Source organism: Bifidobacterium sp. LH_419 (genome assembly GCF_056356955.1).
This window is the reverse complement of the sequence record NZ_JBKEVG010000007.1, coordinates 45,206-67,197: the sequence shown is the minus strand read 5'-3', so window position 1 is coordinate 67,197 and position 21,992 is coordinate 45,206. Positions and strand designations below refer to the sequence as shown.

At 67.6% G+C, this 21,992-nt stretch carries 17 protein-coding genes; 12 read left to right on the top strand and 5 right to left on the bottom strand.

Going from position 1 to position 21,992, the window contains the following annotated elements:
- Positions 1-9: 9 nt before the first annotated feature.
- A complete protein-coding gene (locus AC1AYX_RS06035) occupies positions 10-963 on the bottom strand; it encodes a hypothetical protein (protein ID WP_476502669.1) in 954 nt (317 codons plus the stop codon).
- Between the two features lie 1,347 nt (positions 964-2,310).
- Between AC1AYX_RS06035 and AC1AYX_RS06030 the strand changes: the two genes are divergently transcribed.
- The 4 genes from AC1AYX_RS06030 to AC1AYX_RS06015 are packed head-to-tail and all read left to right on the top strand — an operon-like array spanning position 2,311 to position 4,543.
- Entirely contained in the window at positions 2,311-2,601 is a 291-nt protein-coding gene (locus AC1AYX_RS06030; RefSeq protein ID WP_476502668.1) for a DUF4244 domain-containing protein, read from the top strand.
- A gap of 5 nt (positions 2,602-2,606) precedes the next feature.
- Positions 2,607-2,981, top strand: a complete 375-nt coding sequence (locus AC1AYX_RS06025; RefSeq protein WP_476502667.1) for a TadE family type IV pilus minor pilin — start codon at positions 2,607-2,609, stop codon at positions 2,979-2,981.
- Complete coding sequence (locus tag AC1AYX_RS06020; RefSeq protein WP_476502666.1) at positions 2,978-3,352, top strand: Rv3654c family TadE-like protein; 375 nt, start codon at positions 2,978-2,980, stop codon at positions 3,350-3,352. The genes AC1AYX_RS06025 and AC1AYX_RS06020 overlap by 4 nt, the downstream gene beginning before the upstream one ends.
- Positions 3,353-3,409: 57 nt before the next feature.
- Positions 3,410-4,543, top strand: a complete 1,134-nt coding sequence (locus AC1AYX_RS06015; RefSeq protein WP_476502665.1) for a diacylglycerol/lipid kinase family protein — start codon at positions 3,410-3,412, stop codon at positions 4,541-4,543.
- Here AC1AYX_RS06015 and AC1AYX_RS06010 read toward each other — a convergent pair.
- Positions 4,540-5,121 carry a TetR/AcrR family transcriptional regulator gene (locus AC1AYX_RS06010; RefSeq protein WP_476502664.1) on the bottom strand — a complete coding sequence of 194 codons (582 nt, stop codon included), beginning with the start codon at positions 5,119-5,121 and terminating at the stop codon, positions 4,540-4,542. The two genes, AC1AYX_RS06015 and AC1AYX_RS06010, sit on opposite strands and share 4 nt — an antisense overlap.
- 255 nt (positions 5,122-5,376) lie before the next feature.
- On the opposite strand from AC1AYX_RS06010, the gene AC1AYX_RS06005 reads away from it, so the two are divergent.
- From AC1AYX_RS06005 to AC1AYX_RS05975, 7 genes are all read left to right on the top strand, one after another.
- Positions 5,377-8,265 (top strand): DNA polymerase III subunit gamma and tau, encoded by a 2,889-nt coding sequence (locus tag AC1AYX_RS06005; RefSeq protein ID WP_476502663.1) that lies wholly within the window; start codon positions 5,377-5,379, stop codon positions 8,263-8,265.
- 22 nt (positions 8,266-8,287) lie between these two features.
- A complete protein-coding gene (gene recR, locus AC1AYX_RS06000; protein ID WP_476502662.1) occupies positions 8,288-8,890 on the top strand; it encodes a recombination mediator RecR in 603 nt (200 codons plus the stop codon).
- Between the two features lie 433 nt (positions 8,891-9,323).
- Positions 9,324-10,928 (top strand): replicative DNA helicase, encoded by a 1,605-nt coding sequence (dnaB, locus tag AC1AYX_RS05995; protein WP_476502661.1) that lies wholly within the window; start codon positions 9,324-9,326, stop codon positions 10,926-10,928.
- A 5-nt stretch (positions 10,929-10,933) separates the two neighbouring features.
- A complete protein-coding gene (locus AC1AYX_RS05990; RefSeq protein WP_476502660.1) occupies positions 10,934-12,358 on the top strand; it encodes a MurT ligase domain-containing protein in 1,425 nt (474 codons plus the stop codon).
- Positions 12,359-12,383: 25 nt separating this feature from the next.
- Positions 12,384-13,136, top strand: coding sequence for a type 1 glutamine amidotransferase (locus AC1AYX_RS05985; RefSeq protein WP_476502659.1), 753 nt, complete (start codon positions 12,384-12,386; stop codon positions 13,134-13,136).
- 64 nt (positions 13,137-13,200) lie between these two features.
- Positions 13,201-13,494 carry a phasin family protein gene (locus AC1AYX_RS05980; protein WP_476502658.1) on the top strand — a complete coding sequence of 98 codons (294 nt, stop codon included), beginning with the start codon at positions 13,201-13,203 and terminating at the stop codon, positions 13,492-13,494.
- Positions 13,495-13,770: 276 nt separating this feature from the next.
- A complete protein-coding gene (locus AC1AYX_RS05975) occupies positions 13,771-15,471 on the top strand; it encodes an ABC1 kinase family protein (protein ID WP_476502712.1) in 1,701 nt (566 codons plus the stop codon).
- A 4-nt stretch (positions 15,472-15,475) separates the two neighbouring features.
- On the opposite strand, the gene AC1AYX_RS05970 is transcribed toward AC1AYX_RS05975, so the two are convergent.
- Both AC1AYX_RS05970 and AC1AYX_RS05965 read right to left on the bottom strand, forming a co-directional pair.
- Positions 15,476-15,883, bottom strand: a complete 408-nt coding sequence (locus AC1AYX_RS05970) for a type II toxin-antitoxin system HicB family antitoxin (RefSeq protein WP_476502657.1) — start codon at positions 15,881-15,883, stop codon at positions 15,476-15,478.
- Positions 15,884-16,041: 158 nt separating this feature from the next.
- A complete protein-coding gene (locus tag AC1AYX_RS05965) occupies positions 16,042-19,428 on the bottom strand; it encodes a bacterial Ig-like domain-containing protein (RefSeq protein ID WP_476502656.1) in 3,387 nt (1,128 codons plus the stop codon).
- A 325-nt stretch (positions 19,429-19,753) separates the two neighbouring features.
- On the opposite strand from AC1AYX_RS05965, the gene AC1AYX_RS05960 reads away from it, so the two are divergent.
- On the top strand, positions 19,754-20,854 hold the full coding sequence (locus AC1AYX_RS05960) for a LacI family DNA-binding transcriptional regulator (protein WP_476502655.1): 1,101 nt from the start codon (positions 19,754-19,756) through the stop codon (positions 20,852-20,854).
- Here the strand turns inward: AC1AYX_RS05960 and AC1AYX_RS05955 are convergent.
- A complete protein-coding gene (locus AC1AYX_RS05955; RefSeq protein WP_476502654.1) occupies positions 20,758-21,834 on the bottom strand; it encodes a LacI family DNA-binding transcriptional regulator in 1,077 nt (358 codons plus the stop codon). The two genes, AC1AYX_RS05960 and AC1AYX_RS05955, sit on opposite strands and share 97 nt — an antisense overlap.
- Positions 21,835-21,992: the final 158 nt, after the last annotated feature.

Sequence of the window (21,992 nt, the reverse complement as noted above, 5' to 3'; positions counted from 1 at the left end):
GGTTTCCGCTCATGATGGCCTCCGTTCCCCGTCCGCCGCACGGTTTCCTCCCGGCACGCGGATGCCGGCGGCCGCGAGGATGCCGTCGGCCAACGCGTCGACCACGCGCCGGTTGCGTTTCGGCACCGTGCGGATGCCCAACCCCGCGAGCATGTCCGCGCACAACGCCGGTGCGCAGCGTACGGGGCCGAGCATGTCCTCGCCGATATAGGCGACCGCCTCCGCCACCGCGACCGACGAGGAGGCCTTGGATCGGGCCGGTCCGCGCGGCTCGACGCCGACGACGAGCGGCTGGGGAGGCACGGCTCCCGTCGTGCCGGCGCTCCCGGTCGTGCCGCCTCTGCCGCCGCGCATGGCGTCACGCAGCCGGTCGAGCATGGCGAGATGCGATTTCGCGCGGGCCATGCCCAGCACGGACAGGTCGACGGCCACCACCTGATGCGCGGCGGCGAATCGGGGCATGCGCGGGATGACCGTGCCCCGGCCCGCATCCACCATCACGATGTCGTTCGCTTCGGCCAGCGCGTCCGCCGCGGCCTCGAGCTCCCACCATTCCGGATTCCCGCCCCGCCACGGCGTATGGGCGAGCACGCGCATGCCCTCCCAGGCGGGGAGTTCGTGGTTCAGCGCCGATCCCTCGATATGCCCGAGCGGCGCGTCGAGATCCTGCAGGGTGAGGCCGGGCTCGTGCTCGATACCGAGCAGCACGCCGAGCCCGCCGCCATCCAGATCGGCGTCGAGCAGCGCGCAGTCGACGCCGTGTCCGTCCAGCGCCAATCCGGTGAGCGCCATGAGCGTGCTCGTGCCGATGCCGCCGCTGGGCGAGGTGAACACGACGAGATTGCCCGGGGGCGAGGTCTCCGGGAGCGGGCATGGTACGGACGGCTTGGCGCGATGTACCGTCGCGATCGCGCCCCGACGAGACATGAGGCGTTGCGGCGTCGCCTTTCGTCTGGGGCCCACGGCCTTGGACGCGCCTTTGCGCCGTCGCCGGTCGAGTGGCGTGGAAGCGGCGGACTGCGGTGGTACCGGCGTAACCGGAGCCGGTACCGTCACGGTCGGGACCGGCGTCGGCGTCGGCGCGAGCGTGGATTGCGGAAGGGCGTAGTGGCGCCGTGGCGTCGGCCCATGCGCCGTGGTCACGATTCGCGGCGTGGCCGGGCCGCGTCGGGGCAGGGCGACGGACGGCGGGTCGGCCGGCATCGGGATGGCCGGCGTCGGCGCGGCCGGAGGAGCGGCCGATGAGGCGGTCGATGGAACGGGCGATGGGACGACGGCGGACGACGTGATGTCGGCGTGAATCGTCCGGTCATCCATCGGCGGTGGTATCGATGGCGATGGCGTGAGTGGTGCTGGCGTGTTCATGATTCGATTGAAGCGGTGTGGGCGGGTGCCGGGCAAGCCGTGCGGGGTGATGTGGTCGGAGCCCATGGTTTACCCGCGTAAACCGCCGGATTGTCCACCGTGTTCCGGCAGGTTGTCCACAACCGCCGACGGGTTGTCCACAATCGGGCGTTGTTGTCGTCCGGATGGTGACGGTCCCTCGTATCGGTCAGGCGGCGGCCGGATGTCAATCGGACAGCGCTCGGCGCCAATTGGGCGACACGCCGCGATGACATCCGAAACGCACGCAATGGCACAGAACGCCGGCGAAAAACGAACAGGAAACGCCAAAAAAGCGTTTTTCCGACGGTCGAACGACCAATTGCGCAAAGAAACGCACAACGCCCTTTCCCAGGTTGCGTGGTGCCGCCCGCACGCCTAGATTATGAACTACAAGGAAAACCGAACAGAGCAGAGCCCACAAAGAGTAATGGTCACGAGGACTGATACGTTGGACGGGCATTGGAAAGACTTACCGTTGCAACGATGATGTTGTGCTGAGATTCTGCTCCTAGGTTGGACTTGTGGAAAAGGCCCGCTTCGGCGGGCCTTTTCGTTTGTCCGAGCCTGGTTCCGTATGTATGTATCCCTGCATGTTTCGGAATCGGGGGTTATCGGCGGAAAGCCGGTGATATCACGTGCCCTGTTATCCACAACGATGTGGATGACACGCCCGGGATGTGGAAAACCAGGGGGGTACTGACCACATGCCCCGGAATCCGTTGCGAGTTCCGGCACCCATCGCGCACAGTGGAACGACCGATCGGTCCATAACTCAATATCGTGCCTCCTCCGGCGTCGCCGCCGACCTTCATCGCCAACCCCTATGGCAGCTGCCACCCCATCCTCCGTCGATTCCCGCCAACCGGCGAACATCCACATCCATGCCAACCCCACCACCCACCATCCTCAAGGAAAGGAACTCCCATGAACACCGTCATCCCCGTCAACGGCGAAGGACGGGCCGGCATCTTCACCCATGCCCGCGAGCGCGCCGAACGCCTGCGCGAGACGTGCCGCGCCCGACTATGCGTAATGGACGCGCGCATGCGCACGCTCGCCGCCGAACCCGAGGAGGGCGCCGCCACCGCCGAATACGCGGTCGTGCTGGTCGCCGCCACCGGTTTCGCCGCCCTGCTCGTCGCCATCCTCAAATCCGACGCCGTGCGCAAGATGCTGCTCGACATCGTCAAGAAGGCGCTGATGATGGGAGGCTGATCGCCATGATCGCACGCTATATGCGGCGTCGGGCCAGACGCCCGCCGCATGCCGATCCCGGCGCGGTCACCGCGGAATTCGCCACGGTGCTGCCCGCCGTCGTGGCGCTCGCGCTGCTGCTGCTCGCGCTTGCCCGCACGGTGATGGTGTCCATCGGATGCCAGGACGCCGCTTCGGCCGCCGCGCGCACGGCGGTCACGGCCGGCGACGACGCCGATCCCTCGGCCGTCGCCCACGCCGTCGGCGGTGGCGGCATCACGGTGAACGTGAGCCGCGCCGGTGATCGGGTGACCGTGACGACGCATTGCCCGGTGATCCCCGATCCGATGGGCGTGCTGCCCACCCGGGTCGAGGGTCGGGCCGTGGGGGTGATCACATGAGCCGCGCCGCGATCGGACATGCCGACGAGGGATCCGGCACGATGGCCGGCATCGCGCTCATCATGCTCGTCGCCGTGCTGCTGACCGCCGCCGCCTCGGCCGGCCACCTGCTGGTGCGTCGCGCCGTCGGCCGGTCTGCCGCCGACCTGGCCGCGTTGTCCGCGGCGGTCGCGCGGAACGTCGGTGGCGGCGAGCCGTGCGCCGTCGCCGCCACCGTCGCGACGGCGCACGCCGGCCGCCTCGCCTCCTGCGAGGTCGGCGGCGAGGACGGCGGCGACGTGACGGTGCGCGTCGCGCTCGCCACCGACGTGCCGTTCATGCCCGAGATCACGGTCGACGCGCGCGCCGGACCGGTGCCGTGCGACGGCTGAACGCCATCGCCTCATCGGCACTGGCGGTTCCGCCGGCTTTCCGGTTATCGTGAAGGCATGACGGAGAGCAAGGATTACGGCGTGGTCGCGATGGTCGGCAACCCCGCGTCCGACAAGGGCAAGGGGACCGCGGTCGGTGAGCGCGTGCGCGGGCTGCTGGCCGCGGCCGGCGAACGGTACGGGTTCGACGTGATCGATCTGACCGGCGACGGTTTCGACGATTCCCTCGCCAACGCGCGCGGGCGTATCGCCGACTATGACCATCTCGTCGTGGTCGGCGGCGACGGCATGATCGCCCTCGGCGCGAACGCCGTCGGTTCCAGCGGCAAGCCGCTCGGCATCGTCGCCACCGGATCGGGCAACGATTTCGCCCGTGGCCTGAAGCTGCCGGTGAACCGTGTGGATACCGCGGTGGAGGGCATCGTCGGCGCCATCGTGCGCGGTTCGCACATCGACGTGGACATGGGGCGGGTGACGGCGCTGGCCGGTGCCGTCGCGACCGACCCGACCACCGGCGAGGAGGTGAAGCCGTCTAGCGAGGCGCATGCCGGAACGGCGTCCGCGTTCGACCGCTACTATGCGGGCATGCTGTCGTGCGGATTGGACGCGAGCATCAACGACCGGGCCAACCGTTCGCGGCTGCCGGGCGGTTCGCTGCGCTACTTCGCCGCCGTGCTCGTGGAGGTCGCGCATCTCGAACGGTACGGCTACCACGTGAAGGCCACGTTGGCGGACGGCTCGGTGGAGGAGCGGGACATCGTCTCGCCGATGCTCACCGTGGCGAATTCGCGGCATATCGGCGGCGGGCTGGAGGTCTCCCCGTATTCGCGGCTCGATGACGGTCTGCTCGACCTGATCTGGATCGACCACATGCCGAATGTGGTGGAGATCGCCGATGCGATCTCGAAGGGCTACAACGGCAAGCTGCTCGGCTCGAAGGTGTTCGGCTGGAAGCGTGTGCGCGACGTCGAGATCACGCGTGCGGGGGAGGGCGTCGAGCCGCCCGTGCTCATGGCTGACGGCGAGTACGTCGGCCGGCTGCCGGTCGCGGTGCGGGCGTGCGGCCATGCGTTGCGCGTGCTCGTGCCTCCCGCCGTCGCCCGGCTGCAGGAACGCGAGCATGGCGAGGACCGTGTGCTCGCCATGCTTGGGCGCGACGGCCGCGACCCGGTCACCGGCGCGTTCGTCTAGTCCGTGCCGATGTATTCGGTGAGGTGCAGGGTCTGCGCGAGCAGGCTCTTCACCGTCTCGTCCGGCGTCTCCGGGTGCGAGCGCAGCAGCGAGATGAGGCCCACGATCAGCGTGAAGAACGTCTCGTGCACGTTGCTGATCGGCAGCCCGTGGAGCGCTTCGAAATCGCGTACGGTGGTCCGTTCGAACATGTCGGCGATGCGGTCGGCGATGCGGTCGATGAACCGGATGTACAGTTCGGCGTTGCCCTCGTGGATCATGCGTGCGGAGAACGGGCTCTCGTCCGCGATCAGCGCGCGGGTGAGGCGCACGATGTCGTCGAGCGCCTTGCCGATGTTGCCGGGTTCGCGGGACGCGTCCCAGACGGCCAGCTTGGTCAGGATGTCTTCGACCACGTCGTCGAGGACGGCGTCCGCCACCGCGTCCTTGTCGGGGAAATAGTGGTAGAACAGCGATCTGGTCATGTGCACGCGTCCGGCGATGTCGCTCACGGTGATCTTGGAGAAGCCCTTCTCCAAGCAGATCTCCCGTGCCGCGCGCACAATCGCGAGCCGTCTCGCGTCACCTTTGACCGTCATTGTTGACGTCGTGTCAATGCCCATATGCCCAGTGTATGCGCGGCGGGACGGCGGACACGCGCGGTCGCCGCGGCCGTGTGCGACCCCGTGCGCGGCGTCCCGTCCGGCATCGCGCGTGCGATGCGTAGTCGCACGTGCGCCGGTTGGGATAGATTAGAGGGCAGTGCAATGGACGTCCGGGCGGGCAGCGGCCCGCGGAATCCGGCGCGGGCCCGCGTTCCGGACGATCCGATGGAAAGAAAGTAGGAACCAGCGATGGCTTTGGCGCTGTACCGCCGTTATCGACCCGACACCTTCGCGGGGGTGATCGGCCAGGACCAGGTCACGGTCCCGCTCATGCGCGCCCTCGACGAGGGCAAGCTCACGCACGCCTACCTGTTCTCCGGCCCGCGAGGTTGCGGCAAGACCAGTTCGGCGCGCATCCTCGCCCGATGCGTGAACTGCGCGAAGGGCCCCACCTCGCATCCGTGCGGCGAATGCGAATCCTGCAAGGACCTCGCCACCGGCGGTCCCGGCTCCATCGACGTGGTGGAAATCGACGCCGCCTCGCACAACGGCGTGGACGACGCCCGTGAACTGCGCGAACGCGCCGGCTTCGCCCCCGCTCGCGACCGCTACAAGATCTTCATCCTCGACGAGGCCCACATGGTCACGCCGCAGGGCTTCAACGCGCTCCTCAAGATCGTGGAGGAGCCGCCGGAGCACGTCATGTTCATCTTCGCGACGACCGAGCCGGACAAGGTGATCGGCACGATCCGCTCGCGCACCCACCACTACCCGTTCCGACTCGTGCCCGCCGAAGTCATGGGGCCGTATCTGGAACAGATCTGCGAGAAGGAACACATCACGGCGGAGCCGGGCGTGCTCAAACTGGCGATGCGCGCCGGCGGCGGCTCCGTGCGAGACACGCTCTCCGTGCTGGACCAGCTCATGGTCGGCGCGGTGGACGGCGTGATCACGCACGACGCGTCCGTGGCGTTGCTCGGCTTCACGCCGGAGGCGCTGATCGGCGAGGCCATCGACGCGGTGATCGACGCGAGCGGCGGGAACCTGTACGGCGTGATTCAGAAGGTCGTGGTCGGCGGATTCGACCCGCGCCGGTTCGTCGAGGACCTGCTCGCCCGCGTGCGCGATCTGCTCGTGCTCACCTTGGCCGGCGACCGTGCGGAGACCGTGCTCTCCGACACCGCCGAAGTGGAGGACATGGACGATCTGCACCGTCAGGCGGCGGCGCTCGGACTGTCTCAGCTCACCGCGATGGCGGACATCATCAACGCGACACTCGGCCAGATGACCGGCGCGATCTCGCCGCGCATGCGCTTGGAACTGTTGGCCGCGAGACTGCTCGCCGGCCGTGAGAACGGTTTCGCGGCACCGGTGGCCAGTGTCGGTGCGCCGGGTGCCGGTATGCCGGGTGCCAGTGCTACGTCCGGTTCCGGCGCGGGGACTTCTGTCTCCGGTTCCGGCACCGCATCCGGCACGACCGGTGCGCGTGGCGGTTTCGCCGGAGCGACGTCGGGCTCGCGTGGCGGCGGTTTCGCCGGTGCCGCCCGCAACCAGCATCACGATGCGGCAGACGGCCAATCGCAGGATTCGGGGCGGTCCACCGCCTCTACGAGTCAGGTGGCCGGTAGCGGTTTCGCGGGGTCGGCCCGCAACCAGCACCCCGAAACCGGTAGTGTCGTCGTGCAGGGCGCGACCACGGGAACGCCCGGCCGGTCTTCGTCCGGCGTGACCGGGGCGGAAACGACGACCGCACAACCCGCCGCGCAGCCTTCCGCACCTGTTCAGTCTTCTGCGACCGTACAGCCTTCCGCGCCCGCCCAGCCCGACAACCGCACGCCCGATCAGAAGTGGGATGCGATGCTCTCCTCGCTGCCCGAGGATGTGCGCCGCTACGTGGCTCGCGACAGGGCGCGCATCAAGTTCGTCCCCACCTATGCGAAGACCGGCCGCCCGCGCGTGTGGCTGCGCTTCGACACCGCGTTGAACAAGTACGCGTTCGCGCTCGCCGTGGCCTCCGAGCCGGTGGACGGCACGAACAAGGTGGTGTCGATCGTGCGCGCCGAAGTGCGCAAGCTGTTCGGCCCGCAGGCCGATCTCGCTCCCACGCCCACCACGGACGACGGTCAGAAGACGCCGCCGTTCAGCAAACTGTCGCAGGGCGAGCAGCAGAAGATCAAGGCTCAACTGTTGCAGGAGAACCTGCAGGCGGCCGCCGCGAAGGCGCAGTCCGGCGAGACGAACGCCGGTGGCGCCAAGGAAGGGGCGCGTGAGCAGTCCGCGGCCTCCTCGGCACCCGACCAGGCGGAGGACGACGACAGCCACCGAGGCGCGGCATCCGGTCCGGCGTCGCCCGGCACCTCGGCGCGAACCGCATCCGTGAACGACGACCCATGGGCGCAGCCGGCGACGACATCGCGGGATGATGACCCGTGGGCGCATCCTCTGCCGAAGCAGGGTGGATCGTCAGCGGCTCAGGAACCGGAGCATCACCGCAAGCAGGTGGCGGTGCCCGATTTGAGCGACGACACGGACCCGTGGGCGCAGCCCGCGCCCGCTGCGACGAACGACCGGAGAGCACGGTCCGCGGCCGCGTCGGATTCCGCCGATCCATGGAATACGCCGCTTCCGGCGAACGGCGGCTTTGCGAACGGGGGCCGGTCGGCTCCCGTCATGGGACAAAACGGCGGACAACCCGCGGTACGCGATCCGGGCGCGTCGAACGGGCCGGCGGAACCGGTCGAACCGGACGACCCGTGGAAGGACGTGCCGCCGCCGGCCGAACCCGATGATCCGTGGAATGCGTCCATGCCGGCGCGGAACGCGGGCGGCATGGGGAACGGCTCCGCGGCATCGCCGCAATCCGGCATGCCCGGTATGTCCGGTGTGCAGTCCGGGCAGGACGGGCGGGCGAACGACCCGTGGAACACTCCGCCGGTGCAATCCGCGGGCTCCGCGAAACCGCAGGTAGACGCGGACGATGACGAGTATTCGATGGACGACGAATCGCTCGGCAGCGCCGTGGCGATGAACCGCGACGAACTGCGCAGACTGTTCGAAGTGAAGAAGGTCGAGACGTTTGCGGCCGATGACCCGCGCAACCCGCGCAACATGCACGCCGCGCCCAAGCACGACGAGTAGATGACGGAAGGAAGATGACCACATGGCATTGGCGTATGACGGCGCGATTCAGCGTCTCATCGACGCGTTCAACAAGCTGCCTGGCATCGGGCCGAAGGGCGCGCAGCGCATCGCGTTCTATCTGCTCAGCGCCGACGAGCAGGAGGCGGCCGACCTGACGGACGCGATTACCGAAGTGAAGGCGAAGGTGCGGTTCTGCGACGTGTGCGGCAACGTGTGCGAGGCGAGTCCGTGCCCGGTGTGCGCGGACCCGCGCCGCGACCATACGGTGATCTGCGTGGTCGAGGAGCCGAAAGACGTGATGAGCATCGAGCGTACGCGCGAATACCGAGGCCTCTACCACGTGCTCGGCGGCGCCATCAACCCGATGGCGAACGTGGGCCCCAGCGATCTCAATATCGCGAAACTGCTGGAACGGTTGAAGGACGACACGGTCAAGGAGGTCATCCTCGCGCTCGACCCGAACATCGAGGGCGAGGCGACCACCACGTATCTGAGCCGGCTGCTCTCGCCGCTCGGCATCAAGGTGACGCGTCTCGCCAGCGGCCTGCCCGTCGGCTCCGACCTCGAATACGCCGACGAGATCACGCTCGGCCGGGCCCTCGCCGGCCGCCGCGAGGCGTAGCGGCGGCAAACGGGCTAGGAACGAACGAAAGGGTCCGGCGGATGCGTCCGCCGGACCCTTTCGAGAAGGAGAGAGAGGAAGAAGAAAGAGGGTTTTCAGTTATGGTTATGGGGCCGGGAAGAAGGGGTACGGCCTCGCCGGTTCGCTTTCGTCCGCCCGATGGTCTGTTCCGTCGTGGCGGTCTGTCGTTCGCCGGTGATTCATATGTAACCGCGTGAACCTCCAAGCGACGATGCGGAAGCCCGGGAAAGCCGATGCGATTCGCTGGGAAAACCCTGCGAATCGCGTATCGGCGATGGGTGCCGGTGAGGCGATGGGTGCCGGTGGCGGGCATCGGCGATGGCATTGGCGGCAAGCGCCGGCCGCAATCCCAGCGCGCCGTGAAAGCGGTGGATATGTACCGCACTCGATACGGGAATCTATACTGTGGCCTATGGCTGAGGAACCTTGGAACGACGAACCGCATGACGACGGCGACGCCGGTTTCACGCCTCCCGAAGAGGACTTCGGCGGCGCGGACGGCGGCTTCGACGAGCCTGCGGACGGTGCGCCCGCAGATCGCCCGTACGGCGACGACGCGCCCGCGGACCGCCCCTACCGTGGCGGCGACCGTGGCGGCCGCACGCGCACGGGCCGCGGGAACGGTCGCGGCGGGTACGTGCCTGGCGCGACCGGCACGCCGGTGAGGGACGCCCTGTTCGACCGCGTGCCCCCGCATGACGACGACGCGGAGATGGCCGTGCTCGGCGGCATGCTCATGAGCAAGGACGCCATCGGCGAGGTCTCGCAGATGATCGAGGTCACCGACTTCTACCAGCCGAAGCATCAGACCATCTACGAGGCGATCATCAACCTGTTCTCCGCCTCGCAGCCCGTCGACGCGGTGCTCGTGGCGAACGAGCTGCTCAAAAGCGGCGACCTGGAGAAGGTGGGCGGCGCCGACTACCTCCATTCGCTCGTCGCCTCCGTGCCCACCGCGGCGAACGCCACGTACTATGCGGAGATCGTGCACCAGCGCGCGATCCTCAGGAACGTGATCGCCGCCGGCACCAAGATCGCGCAGCTCGGCTACTCCGCCGAAGGCTCGCAGGCGGAGGACGTCGTCAACCTCGCGCAGGCCGAAGTGTACGAGATGAGCGTCGGCAAGGTGCGCCAGGACTACGCCGCGATCGGCCCTGTCGTGCACGACGCGCTCGACCAGCTCGACAAGCTCCAGCAGGGACTCGTCAACAAGGGCGTGCCCACCGGATTCCGCGACATCGACGACCTCACGCAGGGCCTCCAGCCCGGCCAGATGGTCGTCGTCGCCGGCCGCCCGGCCATGGGCAAGTCGACGCTCGGCATCGACTTCGCCCGCGCCGCCGCCCTCCACCACCACATGACCACCATCGTGTTCAGCCTCGAGATGAGCAAGGTGGAGCTCGCCCAGCGCATCATCTCCGCCGAGACGAACATCCCGCTCGGAGCCCTGCGCCGCGCCGACGAGATCACGCCGGAACGCTGGAACACGCTGAACGGCTTCTGGTCGAAGCTCGACGACGCCCCGCTGTTCATCGACGATTCGCCGAACATGAGCCTCATGGAGATCCGCGCGAAATGTCGCCGTCTCAAACAGACCAACGACCTGAAGCTTGTCGTCATCGACTACCTGCAGCTCATGACCTCCGGCAAACAGGTCGAAAGCCGCCAGCAGGAGGTCTCCGAATTCTCCCGCGCGCTGAAGCTCCTCGCCAAGGAGCTGGAGGTGCCGGTCGTGGCGCTCTCCCAGCTGAACCGAGGGCCCGAGATGCGCAACGACAAGAAGCCGCAGCTCTCCGACCTGCGTGAATCCGGCTCGATCGAGCAGGACGCCGACGTGGTGTTCCTCGTGCACCGACCGGACTTCTACGACAAGGAGGATCGTCCGGGCGAGGCCGACATCATCATGGCGAAGCACCGCAACGGACCGACCGAGACCTTCCACCTGGCGTTCCTCGGCGCCACATCGAAATTCAAGGACATGCCGCAGGACTACAACTCCGGCGGACAGGGGGTATGAGACACATGGCATGGAATTCGTTCGCCACACCCGCCATCGGCAAAGGCGTACGCTGGGCGTCCCGCCTGCTGCACCACGGCGGATCCGCGTTCCCCGGCAAGGTCATCGAGACCATCGACCCGGGCTTCCTCGCGCGCACGCTCGGACGGCTCCCGCTCGGCGTCGTGCTCGTCTCCGGCACGAACGGCAAGACCACGACCACGCGCATGGTCGCCTCGATGCTCTCCGACCTCGGGCTCAAGGTGTTCACCAATCCGACCGGCTCGAACTTCACGCGCGGCGTCGTCTCCGCGCTGCTCCAGCAGGTCACGCTGGGCGGCCGGCTCGACGCCGACATCGCCGTGCTGGAACTCGACGAGGCGTACGCCGTGCACTTCGTCAAGCAGGTCAAACCCCGTTACGCGCTCCTGCTCAACGTGATGCGCGACCAGCTCGACCGCTTCGGCGAGATCGACAACACGGCGCGGCTGCTCGGCGAGGTCGCCAAGACCACCACCGGCACCGTCGTGCTCAACCGCGAGGATCCGCGCATCGCCGCGCTCGCGGCCCTGACGCCCGCCGGCACGCAGGTGCGCTACTTCGGCCTGTCCGACGAATTGAAGAAGCTCTTCCCCTCCGACGACGACATGGCCACCACCGTGAGCGTGGAGGAAGGTGCAGTCTCCGGCACGGCCGCCGCCGGCCGGCAGGAGCGGAAAGACGACGCCGAGGCCGTCGAACTGCCGGCGGACGTGACGTTCACTGCATTCGGTGACCATCGGGCCACGTTCCGACTGGACGGAGGCGAGCACACGACCGACGTGAAGCTCGAAGGCGTGTACAACCTGTACAACGCGGCCGCCGCGCTCGCCGTCGTGCGCACGGTCGTCGCCGACGCGCCGCGGGCGCGGACCGCGGCTGCCCCCGCCGGAGGCGAGGCGTTCCGCGAGCGGCTCAGGCATTTCGCCGACTCGGACACCGACTCGCTTATCCGGGCCGTGGCGCGCGTCACGCCCGCGTTCGGGCGCGGCGAGGTCATCGAGGCGGCGGGCAGCCCGGTCGAACTGCTGCTCGTCAAGAACCCGATGGGCTTCCGGCTCTCCCTGGCGAGCTTCCCTCCCGAAGGCGCGGACACGATGATCGTCATCAACGACGAATACGCGGACGGCCGCGACATGAGCTGGTTGTGGGACGTGGACTTCACCTCCCTGCGCGGGACCGGCGTCGCGCAGGTGTCCGGCGTGCGCGCCTGGGACATGGCCCTGCGCCTCGCATACGACCAGGTGCCGGTCTCGCAGACCGACACCGACATCGAATCCGCGTTGAACCTGTTCGTGCATGCGAACCCGGGCACGCCGAAACACATCTACTGCACGTATACCGCGATGCTCAAGGTGCGCGCCGCGCTCGGCCGCATCGCCGACGTGGCGGACGCCGGCGTGGGCGAATAGGACGAAGGGAAACGAGGAACAAGACATGGGCAAGGTAATCGACGTGATGTCCCTCTACCCGAAGGACATGAACATCTACGGCGACTCCGGCAACGTGCTCACCATCACGCGCCGGCTCGCGCTCTACGGCTACGAGCCGCGCGTCACCGCGTACAACCAGGGCGACGAATGGCCCGAACACGTGGACATGATCCTCGGCGGCGGCGGGCAGGACACCGGTCAGAAGAAGATCGTCGACGACTTCTTCCGCCGTGCCGACCTGCTGCGCGCGCTCGCCACCGACGGCGTGCCCATGCTGATGATCTGCGGCATGTACCAGCTGTTCGGCGAATACTTCGAGACCGTGGACGGCACGCGCCTCGACGGCATCGGCGTGATCCAGGCGCACACCGTCGGCCGCGACGTGCGCATGATCGGCAACCTCGTCGAGCACTCCGACGAATTCGGCGACATCATCGGCTACGAGAACCATTCCGGGCAGACGTTCCTGCGGGCCGGGGTCGCGCCTCTCGGCCACGTCGACCAGGAGGGACGCGGCAACAACGGCGAGGACCATACGGAAGGCGCGCGCATGAACAACGTGATCGGCACGTACATGCACGGCTCGCTCCTGCCGAAGAACCCCGCCATCGCAGACTATCTGATCCGCGTGGCCGCCGAACGCCGCTACGGCGAATTCGGCACCGCCGACCAGACCGAGGAACAGCGCAGGGAGCTTGAGCACATCGACGAGATCGCCGAGCAGGCACGCAAGGTGGCCGCGGCGCGACCGCGGTAGTAGGCTTAGAGCGTACGTGCGCATGGCAGCGAGCCGTGCGCGACCTTCACGAAGGAGGGACATCATGGCAGACTTCGATTTGGGTGACGGCCTGCGCAAGGTCGTGCTGGCGGGCATCGGCGCCCTCGCCACCGGATACGAGAAGGGCAGCGAGCTGGTCGACGACCTCGTCAAGAAGGGCGAGCTGACCGTCGAACAGGGCAAGAGCCTCAACACCGAGCTCAAGCGCAAGGTGGGCGAGTCGCTCGTCAACAACGCCGCCAAGGACGACGAGAAGCGCGCCGCCAAGGCCGCGGACGCCGCCGATCCGGCCGAAACGCCGGAGGAGCCGGCGGACGAGAAGGCCGACGAGGCCTGACCGTCGAAGCTTCCCATCCGATTGCGCTGACGACCGTCGGCGGATGAACCCTCGTCCGTGTGGGGGATTCCGCCGACGGTCGCCGCGGTTCAAGCCCGATCAAGGAGACGTATCGTGACGAATACGAAGCCCACGTCGACAACAGAGACGAACGGCGAACAGGCGGGGGCCTCGCCGTCGCGGTCGTCCGAGACGGCACAGTCGTCCGAGGCCGCGAAGTCGTCCGAGACGGCGCCGTCCGCGGAACGGTCCGAGCGGCAGTCCGCCGCGTCGCACATCTCCCCGGACATCCCCGTGCCCGTGCCGGTGTGGGACACCGCCCAGAACGAGACCATCGGACTGTTCGGTCCGCGCCGCGACGACTTCGCCGCGCGCTACCATCTCACGCGCCGGGGCAAGGCCAAACGACTCGCGCAGATCGTGCGCATCGTCAACCATTTCGACGCGCTCAAAGGCCTCACGCCCGTCAAGATGCGCCTCATGTTCGAGGCGCTCGGACCCACGTTCGTCAAGGTCGGCCAGATCCTCTCGATGCGTTCCGAGATGCTGCCGCAGAGCTTCTGCGACGAACTCGCCAAACTGCGCGCTGACGCCGACCCCATGCCCTACGAGACCGTGCTCGACACGCTCGCCGCCGAATACGGCAGGCCCGTGGACGAGATCTTCTCGCATATCGACTCCAAGCCGCTCGGCTCCGCCTCGCTCGCCCAGGTGCATCGCGCCACGCTCGTCACCGGCGAGGACGTGGCCGTCAAGGTGCAGCGCCCCGGCGTGCGCGAGACCATGGCGCAGGACGTGTCCATCATGCGTTCCATCGCCAAAGGCGCCACCAAAGTGTTCCGCAACACGCAGATCGTCGACCTGAAAGGCGTGGTCGAGGAGCTGTGGGACACGTTCCAGTCCGAGACCGACTTCCTCGTGGAGGCGCGCAACCTCGCCGAGTTCAAACGGTTCGCCGCGCCCTTCAAATACATGGACTGCCCGACGCCCTACCCGGACCTGTGCACCGAGCACGTGGTCGTCATGGAATACGTGGAAGGCATCTCCGTCTCCCATCCGGGCAAGCTCATCGCCGCCGGCTACGACCTCAACGACATCGGCACCAAGCTCGTCGACAACTACGCCACGCAGATTCTCGACGACGGCTTCTTCCACGCCGACCCGCACCCGGGCAACATCATCATCCGAGGCGGGCAGATCGTGCTCATCGACCTCGGCATGACCGGCCGGCTCGACGCGAAGACGCGAGCCGTGATGAAGGAGATGATCTTCGCCGTCGCCAAACAGGATTCGCCGCAGCTCGCCGACGGGCTTCTGCGCTTCGCCGGCGCCGAAGCGGATCCGGCCGACTATCCGTCGCTGCTCGCCGACCTCGATACGATCGTCAAGGAATACGGCACCGTCGACCTCGCCGATTTGGACATCGCCGCGTTCATCACGGCGCTCACCAACCTCGCCACCCGGCACGGCATCGAGGTGCCGAGCACCGTCACCACCGTGGGGCGTGCGCTCGTCACGTTGGAGGGCCTGCTCGACGAGTTCATCCCCAACGTGAACATGATCGAGATCATCTCCAAGCACATCGCCACGTCGAAAAGCCCCAAGCAGATGGTCACGGACGAGCTGAAATCCCTGGGAGTGGAGGGACATGAGGCGCTGCACAGCGCGCTCGGCGCGATGAGCGAGCTCAACGTGGCCGCCCGCATGCTCACCCGCGGGCAGCTGCGCACCAACATTGAGCTCGTCGGCTCGCAGGAGCCGTTCCAGCTGCTGAGCGACATGGTGAACAGGCTCACGATGGCGCTGATTGTGGTCGGCCTGTTCATCGGATCGTCGATCGTGTACTACGCGGGCATGAAGCCGATCATCTTCGGCATCCCGATCGTCGGATTCATGGGATACGTGGTGGCGTTCGTGCTCGGATGCTGGATCGTCGCCGACATCTACCTGAAGGGCCGCAAGCAGAAGCGGCGGTAGGCCGTCAGCCGGCGAGACGGTTGGAGATGAGGCGGTTGAGGCTGATGTGCTGTTCGGCGGCCTCGATGCTCAAGGAACGGTGCAGCTCCGGGGGGATGCGCACGAGGATGCGCCCGGAGAAGCGGCGTTCCGACAGTGGTTCCGGCGCCTCCTCGCCCGCCTTCACCAGTCGCGTGACCTCGGCCTCCGCGGCGTTGCGGATACCGACGAACGCCTCCAGCTGCGAAGCGCTTTCGAACGTCACGTCCGGCAGTTCGGCGCATGAGGCGACGAACCGTTCGGACTTACCGTCCCAGCGGATGCGGTAGGCGTAATGGTTGACGTCCGGGACGGTGGTTTTCGGGTTGGCGCCGTCCGCGGCGGTGGTGTCGGCGGGGGTCTTCCGTGACCCGGTGTTCTGGGATTCGCTCATATCGGTGATGATACCACCGATATGAGCGCTGGGGTGCGGGTGTTGGATGGGGCGACGTTCGTGGCGATGATTGCGTACGGGGTATCTCTCCCCCAGTCCGCTGACGCGGACAGCCCCCTCGTCAGAGGGGGCCGGGAACCGCTCGCCCTAGAGGGCTGTCACGCGCGCTTGCGGCTCGTGAAGGTGAGGGTGATGCCGGCGGCCGTCAGCATCACCGTCGCGGCGATGATCGCGGCCACGCCGGCGCCGGTGGCGCTCAGGCCGGTCTTGCCGTTGCCGTCGCTCTTGCCGGTCTGCGGTTTGTTTCCGGCGTCGCCGTTGCCGTTCGTGTCGCCAGCCCCGTTGTTGTTGTCGCCGTTGCCGTTGTCTCCGCTTTTGTCGACGGTGACGGTGACTTGGGTGGTGACGGTCTTGTCGCCTTCGGTGTAGGTGACGGTGACGGTCTGCTGTCCGGCCTTGTTCGCGTCGAACCCGCTGACCTGGTAGGCGCCGGCGTCCAGGACCTTCGCCGATCCGTTGCTGTAGTGGGCGGTGACGGTGAGCTTGAGCTCGCCGCCGAGAGCGATGTGGTCGCTCGCGGCCTTCGCGTCGATCGACTCCAGCGTCACGCCCGGCTGAGGCTCCGGCTCGGTGTTCTCGACCTCGCCGGCGACCAGCGGGTAGAAGGTGATCTTGTCCACGTTCGGCGCGACGCCCCACGAGACCGCGGCCTTGCGGGAGCCGACCTCATCCCAGTTGCCGAGGGTCAGGTCGCCTCCGGCCGTGGTCACGTTCACCGAACGGTTCATAAAGTGCTTGTCGGTGTACGTGTAGCGGAACGCGCCGCGTGCGATCTCCTGGCCGTCGGCGCCGCCCTGGCGCACCTGCAGGCCGAGGTCGACGATCTGCGGGTTGTAGGAGTGGCTGCCGATGAACGCGTCGTTGGAGAAGCTCACGACCATGTCGTAGGTGCCGGCCGGCACGCCGGACACGGTCATCGCGCCCTTGTCATTCTGGATGACGGTGGGCACGTGGTCCGCGGTGGCCTCGACGCGCGTCTGGTCGCCGTAGCCGGCCTTGCCGCTTTCGTTGGTGACGAACTGGTTGCCCAGGCCGGTCACGAACGCCTTGCCGCTCGCGTCGGAGGAGTCGTCCTTGGCGACTTTCGCACCGCCGGAGAGCTTGGTGTTCTCGGCTTCGACCGTGATGGCCTTCTCGTCGGAGTCGGCGGCGCGTGCCGTCGTGACGCTCTGGACCAGCGTGCCGGCCGCGCCTCCCAGCGTGATGCGGTTGATGCCTTCGGACAGGGCGACCTTCACGCAGGAGGTCTGGAGTCCGTCGACGCCGGCGGTCAGGGTAGCGGCCTGCTGGCCGTTCACGGCCAGCGCGATCGTCGCGCCCTTGGCGGCGTGATAGGAGACGGCCACCTCGTGGTAGCCGGCCTGCCAGGCGTGGGCGAACACGTCGGCGGTGCCGCCGTTGAGATCGGCGAAGCCGTTCGTGCCGTCACCCGAGTAGGAGAGCTTGGCACCGTCAGACAGGCGGATGTCGGACGCCGGGTAGGTCACCTGATCGACGGGGGAGTCGCCGCCCTTGGAGACCTGGTAGAGCAGCAGCTTGTCGGACTCGTTGTCGAGGTCGGTCGCTTCGACGGTGATGGAATGCTCGCCCTTGGTGAGGCCGTCGAGCACGATCTCGGCGCTGCCGCGGTACTTCCACTTGGCGGCGTCCTTGAGCGCCAGCTCCGCGGGGATTTCCAGGTCGCCGGCGGCCTTGCCGTCGACGCTCACGTGGTTGACGCCGGGGAAGCCGGCGGGTGCGGTGATGAGCTGGAGACGGTAGTCGCCGTCCGCCGGCACGTCCACCTTCCAGGTCATCTTGGCGCCGTTCTTGAAGTTGCCGACGTCGGCGTTGCCGGAGAACATGAAGTTGCCCCAGGAGCCGGTGTTGTCGCTCTTCGTGTAGGACCGGGCGCCGTCGGTCAGCTCGGTGTCCTCGGCCTCGATCGTCTGCAGCGAGCGGCCGTTCGCCGCGTCGTCCACGGCGACGGTGGTGTCCTGGTGGGGGGTGACGACGAGCTGGTAGGAGGCGTAGCGGTCGACGCTGACGGTGGTCACGTCGAGGGTGCCGTCCTTGACTTCGGCGTTGGAGACCGCATTGACGACGCGAGGCGTGGCGGCCACACCGTCGGGGCCCGTGTAGGCGTTCTCGCGCACGGCGACGTCCACGTGGTCGCCGAACACGTCCGGGTCGAGTCCGGTCAGATGCACGGTCACCGGCACGTCCGCGCCGATCTTGGTGCTGTCGTTCGCGCCTCCGTACAGCACGGTGGCCTTACGGTTCGTCTTGTCGATCGCGGCGATGCCCTGCAGGTTGTCGACGCTGTCCGGGTGCTCGCTGGTCACCTTCACGGTCTGCGTGCCGCGCAGGTCGCCGTACCACTTGTACATCCACCAGCCGCCGTTGGCGCTGTTGGCGCGGGCCATGTTGTCGTTGAGGTTGCCCGCGTAGTTCCAGTAGGCGGTCTGCGCCTGCACCTTCGTGCCCTCGAACATGCTCATCCACTGCACGAGCTGGCCCGGCACGGACATGTCGCGCAGCTCGCCGAACTCGGAGATGTTGATGGCGCGCGGGGAGATGCCGAGCTCCTTCTCGAACCCGCGGTACTGCTCATAGTGGCTGCGGTAGTTCTTCAGCGAGCCGTTGCCGAGCTCATGCCAGACGGTCACGTCCGGCAGGGTGTTCGCCGCCTTGGCGCTTTCGAGCAGCGTCTTGGTGCGGTTCGCGCGCCACACGCTGTCGCCGGGGCCGGCGATCAGCGCGTGGTCGGCGGTCGGCTTGACGCCGTTGACGTTGGCCTTCTCGCCGCTCTTGTACTGATTCCAGACCTTCTGGATGGTCGCGTAGGCATCGTTCCAATCGGTGAGGAACTGCTTGTAGATCGCGGCGTTCGCGTTGTCGCCGGAGGCGTACCAGTTGCCGCCGTCCGGCTCGTTGAACGGCATGAAGACGATGTCGTCCGGGTGGGAGGTGTTGGCGAGGATCTTGTTCATCACCACTTCGAGCACTTCGTCGAAGTCCCAGCGGCCGTTCGCCTGGCCGTCGGCGTAGGTGCCGTAGGAGGCGTCGTTCGGGTCGACGTCGAGCTTGTAGGTGCGGGTGTCGCCGGGGCGCTTGCCGCCGTTGTACGACCAGTCCGGGTACCAGTCCTGCAGGTTGACGACGAGCTGTTCGCCGCCGTTGGCGAAGAACGAGTTCTCCACGGCGAGCACGTCGGCGCTGGGGTGCTGCAGACCGTCGGCGGGCTTCTGCGAGGTCACCTGGACACGCGCGCCGTCGAGGATCGCGTCGGTCGGCGAACCCTCGTCGCCCAAGCCGTACAGCATGCCGGAGGCGCCGCCGTGGAAGTCGCCGGTCTCGGTCGCATAGTCGGCGGTGATGGTCTGCGCCGGCTTCGGATTGTCCTGCGCCTGGGCGCTCGCCGTCGTGACGCCGCCGATGAACAGCGTGGCAAGCGCCGCGGTCGCCCCGAAGGCCGATCGCAGTATGCGTTTCGTGATGCTCATGATTCCCTTTTCCTCGTTGACTTTCCTCGTTGACTGGTTGGCGCCGTGGCTCCCACATCGAACCGCGCCAACGATTCCCACATCGAATCGCACCATCGATTCTACGCGCGTAGATAGATGACGCAAATCAGCGCGATATGCGCGGCGTGTTATCTGCCATAACGAGAACGCCGCTATGGTTTACTGGCGTAGAACACGCGCATCGGCGATCATGGTCGATGACGTGCGGCAAGGTGAAACGGCAGGCGGAGCCGCCATGGGCCACCGGGCCGGCGGCCCGGCGAATCGGCGGAACATCAGATCGGCGGAACATCAGGGAGGCGCAATGTCCGGAACCGAACGGCGGGGCGAGACGGCACGGCCGAACGGAGAGACGACGGCGGGGAAAAGCCGCCGCCGCAGGGCCACCCGCGCCGACGTCGCGCGTCTTGCCGGCGTCTCGACGGCGGTGGTCAGCTACGTGTTCAACGACGGCCCGCGCCCGGTCGCCCCGGAGACCGCGCAACGGGTCCGTGCCGCGGCCGAGAAGCTCGACTACCGCACGAATTCGGTGGCGCGGGCGCTGAGCACCGGCTCGTCGCGCACGCTGGGTGTCGTCGTGCCCGATCTGTCCAATCCGTTCTTCTCCGACGTGTACGGCGAACTGGAATCCATCGCCTCCCGCAGCGGGTATTCGGCGATGTTCATGGCATCGCACCAGGATCCGGACAAGGAGCGGGACCGCATCGCCCGGCTCATCGCCCGTGAGGTGGACGCTGTCATCGTCGCCTCGGCACGGCCCTCATCCGAATTGGCGTCGATTCCGCGCCGGGAATGCCCGTTCGTCATCCTCGACCAGACGAAGCCGGTGCCCGGCGCGAAATGCGTGTCCACCGATTTCCAGTCGGCGGTGGAATCGGCGGTGAGACACCTGCTCGCCCACGGCCACACCTCGATCGCCATGCTGTCCGGCAAAGCCGGCGACGGGCTCGACGATCCGCGCATCCAAGGGTGGCGGCGCGTGCACGACCAGGCCGGCGTCGCCGCCGGTCCCGTCGTCGATGCGGGATTCACCCGTCAGGGCGGCTATAAGGCGATGCTCGCGCTCCTGGATTCCGGCAGGTGCCCGGACGCCGTGTTCGCCGATTCCGATCTGGAAGCGATCGGCGCGCTGCGCGCGCTGCACGAGCGGGGCGTGCGCGTCCCCGAAGACATTGCCCTCATCTCGTTCGACGGTACCGTGGATTCCGCGTTCAGCTGGCCGCCGCTCACCGTCGTCCGACAGGACGCCCACGCCATCGCCGAACGCATCTTCCGCGCGGCCGTCGAACCCGACCGCGCGCCTGACCTTCAGCTGGTCGCGGCGTCGCTCGTCGCCCGCCGCTCCTGCGGATGCGGTTGCGACGTCGATTCGCGCACGATGAGCTCGCCGGGCAACTCCGTGTAGCGTGTCCAATTGTCGGTGCGCCCGCGCCCGGCCACCACGTCGTCGATCTGGGCGGCCAACATGTCGAACGCGACGCTGCCGGCCCGACGGAAGTCCTGGCGCACGGTCGTCAACGCCGGGTTCCACACCCTGGCGAGCGGATGATCGTCGAACCCGACGACGCTCACATCCTCCGGCACTCGGCGGCCCACATCACCAAGCCCGCGGATGACGCCCATCGCGACCTCGTCATTGCCGGCGAAGATCGCAGTCACGTCGCGGCGCGTGCCCAGTTCGCGTCCGATCTCACGTCCGCTGTACGGGTCCCACGTCGCCATCACCGGCTCCGGTGCGAACACGCCCGCCTCAGCCAGCGCCTGCCGCCAGCCGGACAGTCGGCTGTAGCCGCCCGAACCGCCGGGAATCGCCACATGGACGACGGTGCGGTGTCCGAGCGAGAGTAGATGGCGGGTCACGTCGCGGCCGCCGTCGTTCTCCTGCAGCGAGACCTGCGCGACGTCCGGATTGCGGTCGCCGGCGACGAGCACCACCGGCATGTCTGAGGGGAAGAACGTGGACGCCTCGGCGCTGGCCGCGTCGTAGTTGAGCAGGATCGCGCCGACCGGGTTCTGGTCCAACGCGCGGCGCACACTGCGGCGGATGTCGTCGCGCGACTCCCCGGTGATCATGTTGATGTTCAGCTGGTATTCGTCCTCGCGGGCGCGCAGTTCGATGCCGTGCAGCATCTCCGACTGTCCGTACAGCGTGGTGTCGGTCGTCAGCACGGAGATTAGACGCGTGCGCTCCCTGACCAGCGCGCGGGCGATGGGGTTCGGACGGTAGTCGAGCAGTTCGATCGCCTTGGCGATGCGCTGGCGCTTCTCCTCGCTGACGCGCTCGCGGTCGTTGAGATAGCGGGAGACCGTCGGCACGGAGACGCCGGACAATGCCGCGACGTCCTTGATCGACGCGGTCTTCGCGCGGTTCGCTGTTCTAGGCATCGGGATTCCCATTTCGTAAGGTCGTTCATCGGTTCCGGAAAGCGGAATCGTGTACACGGTAGCATGGCGGCGTCATGACGCCGTTGACGGCGGACGGCCCGGCCGCGATCCGTGGGGATGCGGCCGGGCCGTCCGGTGTTGTGCGACTGGGGCGTGGG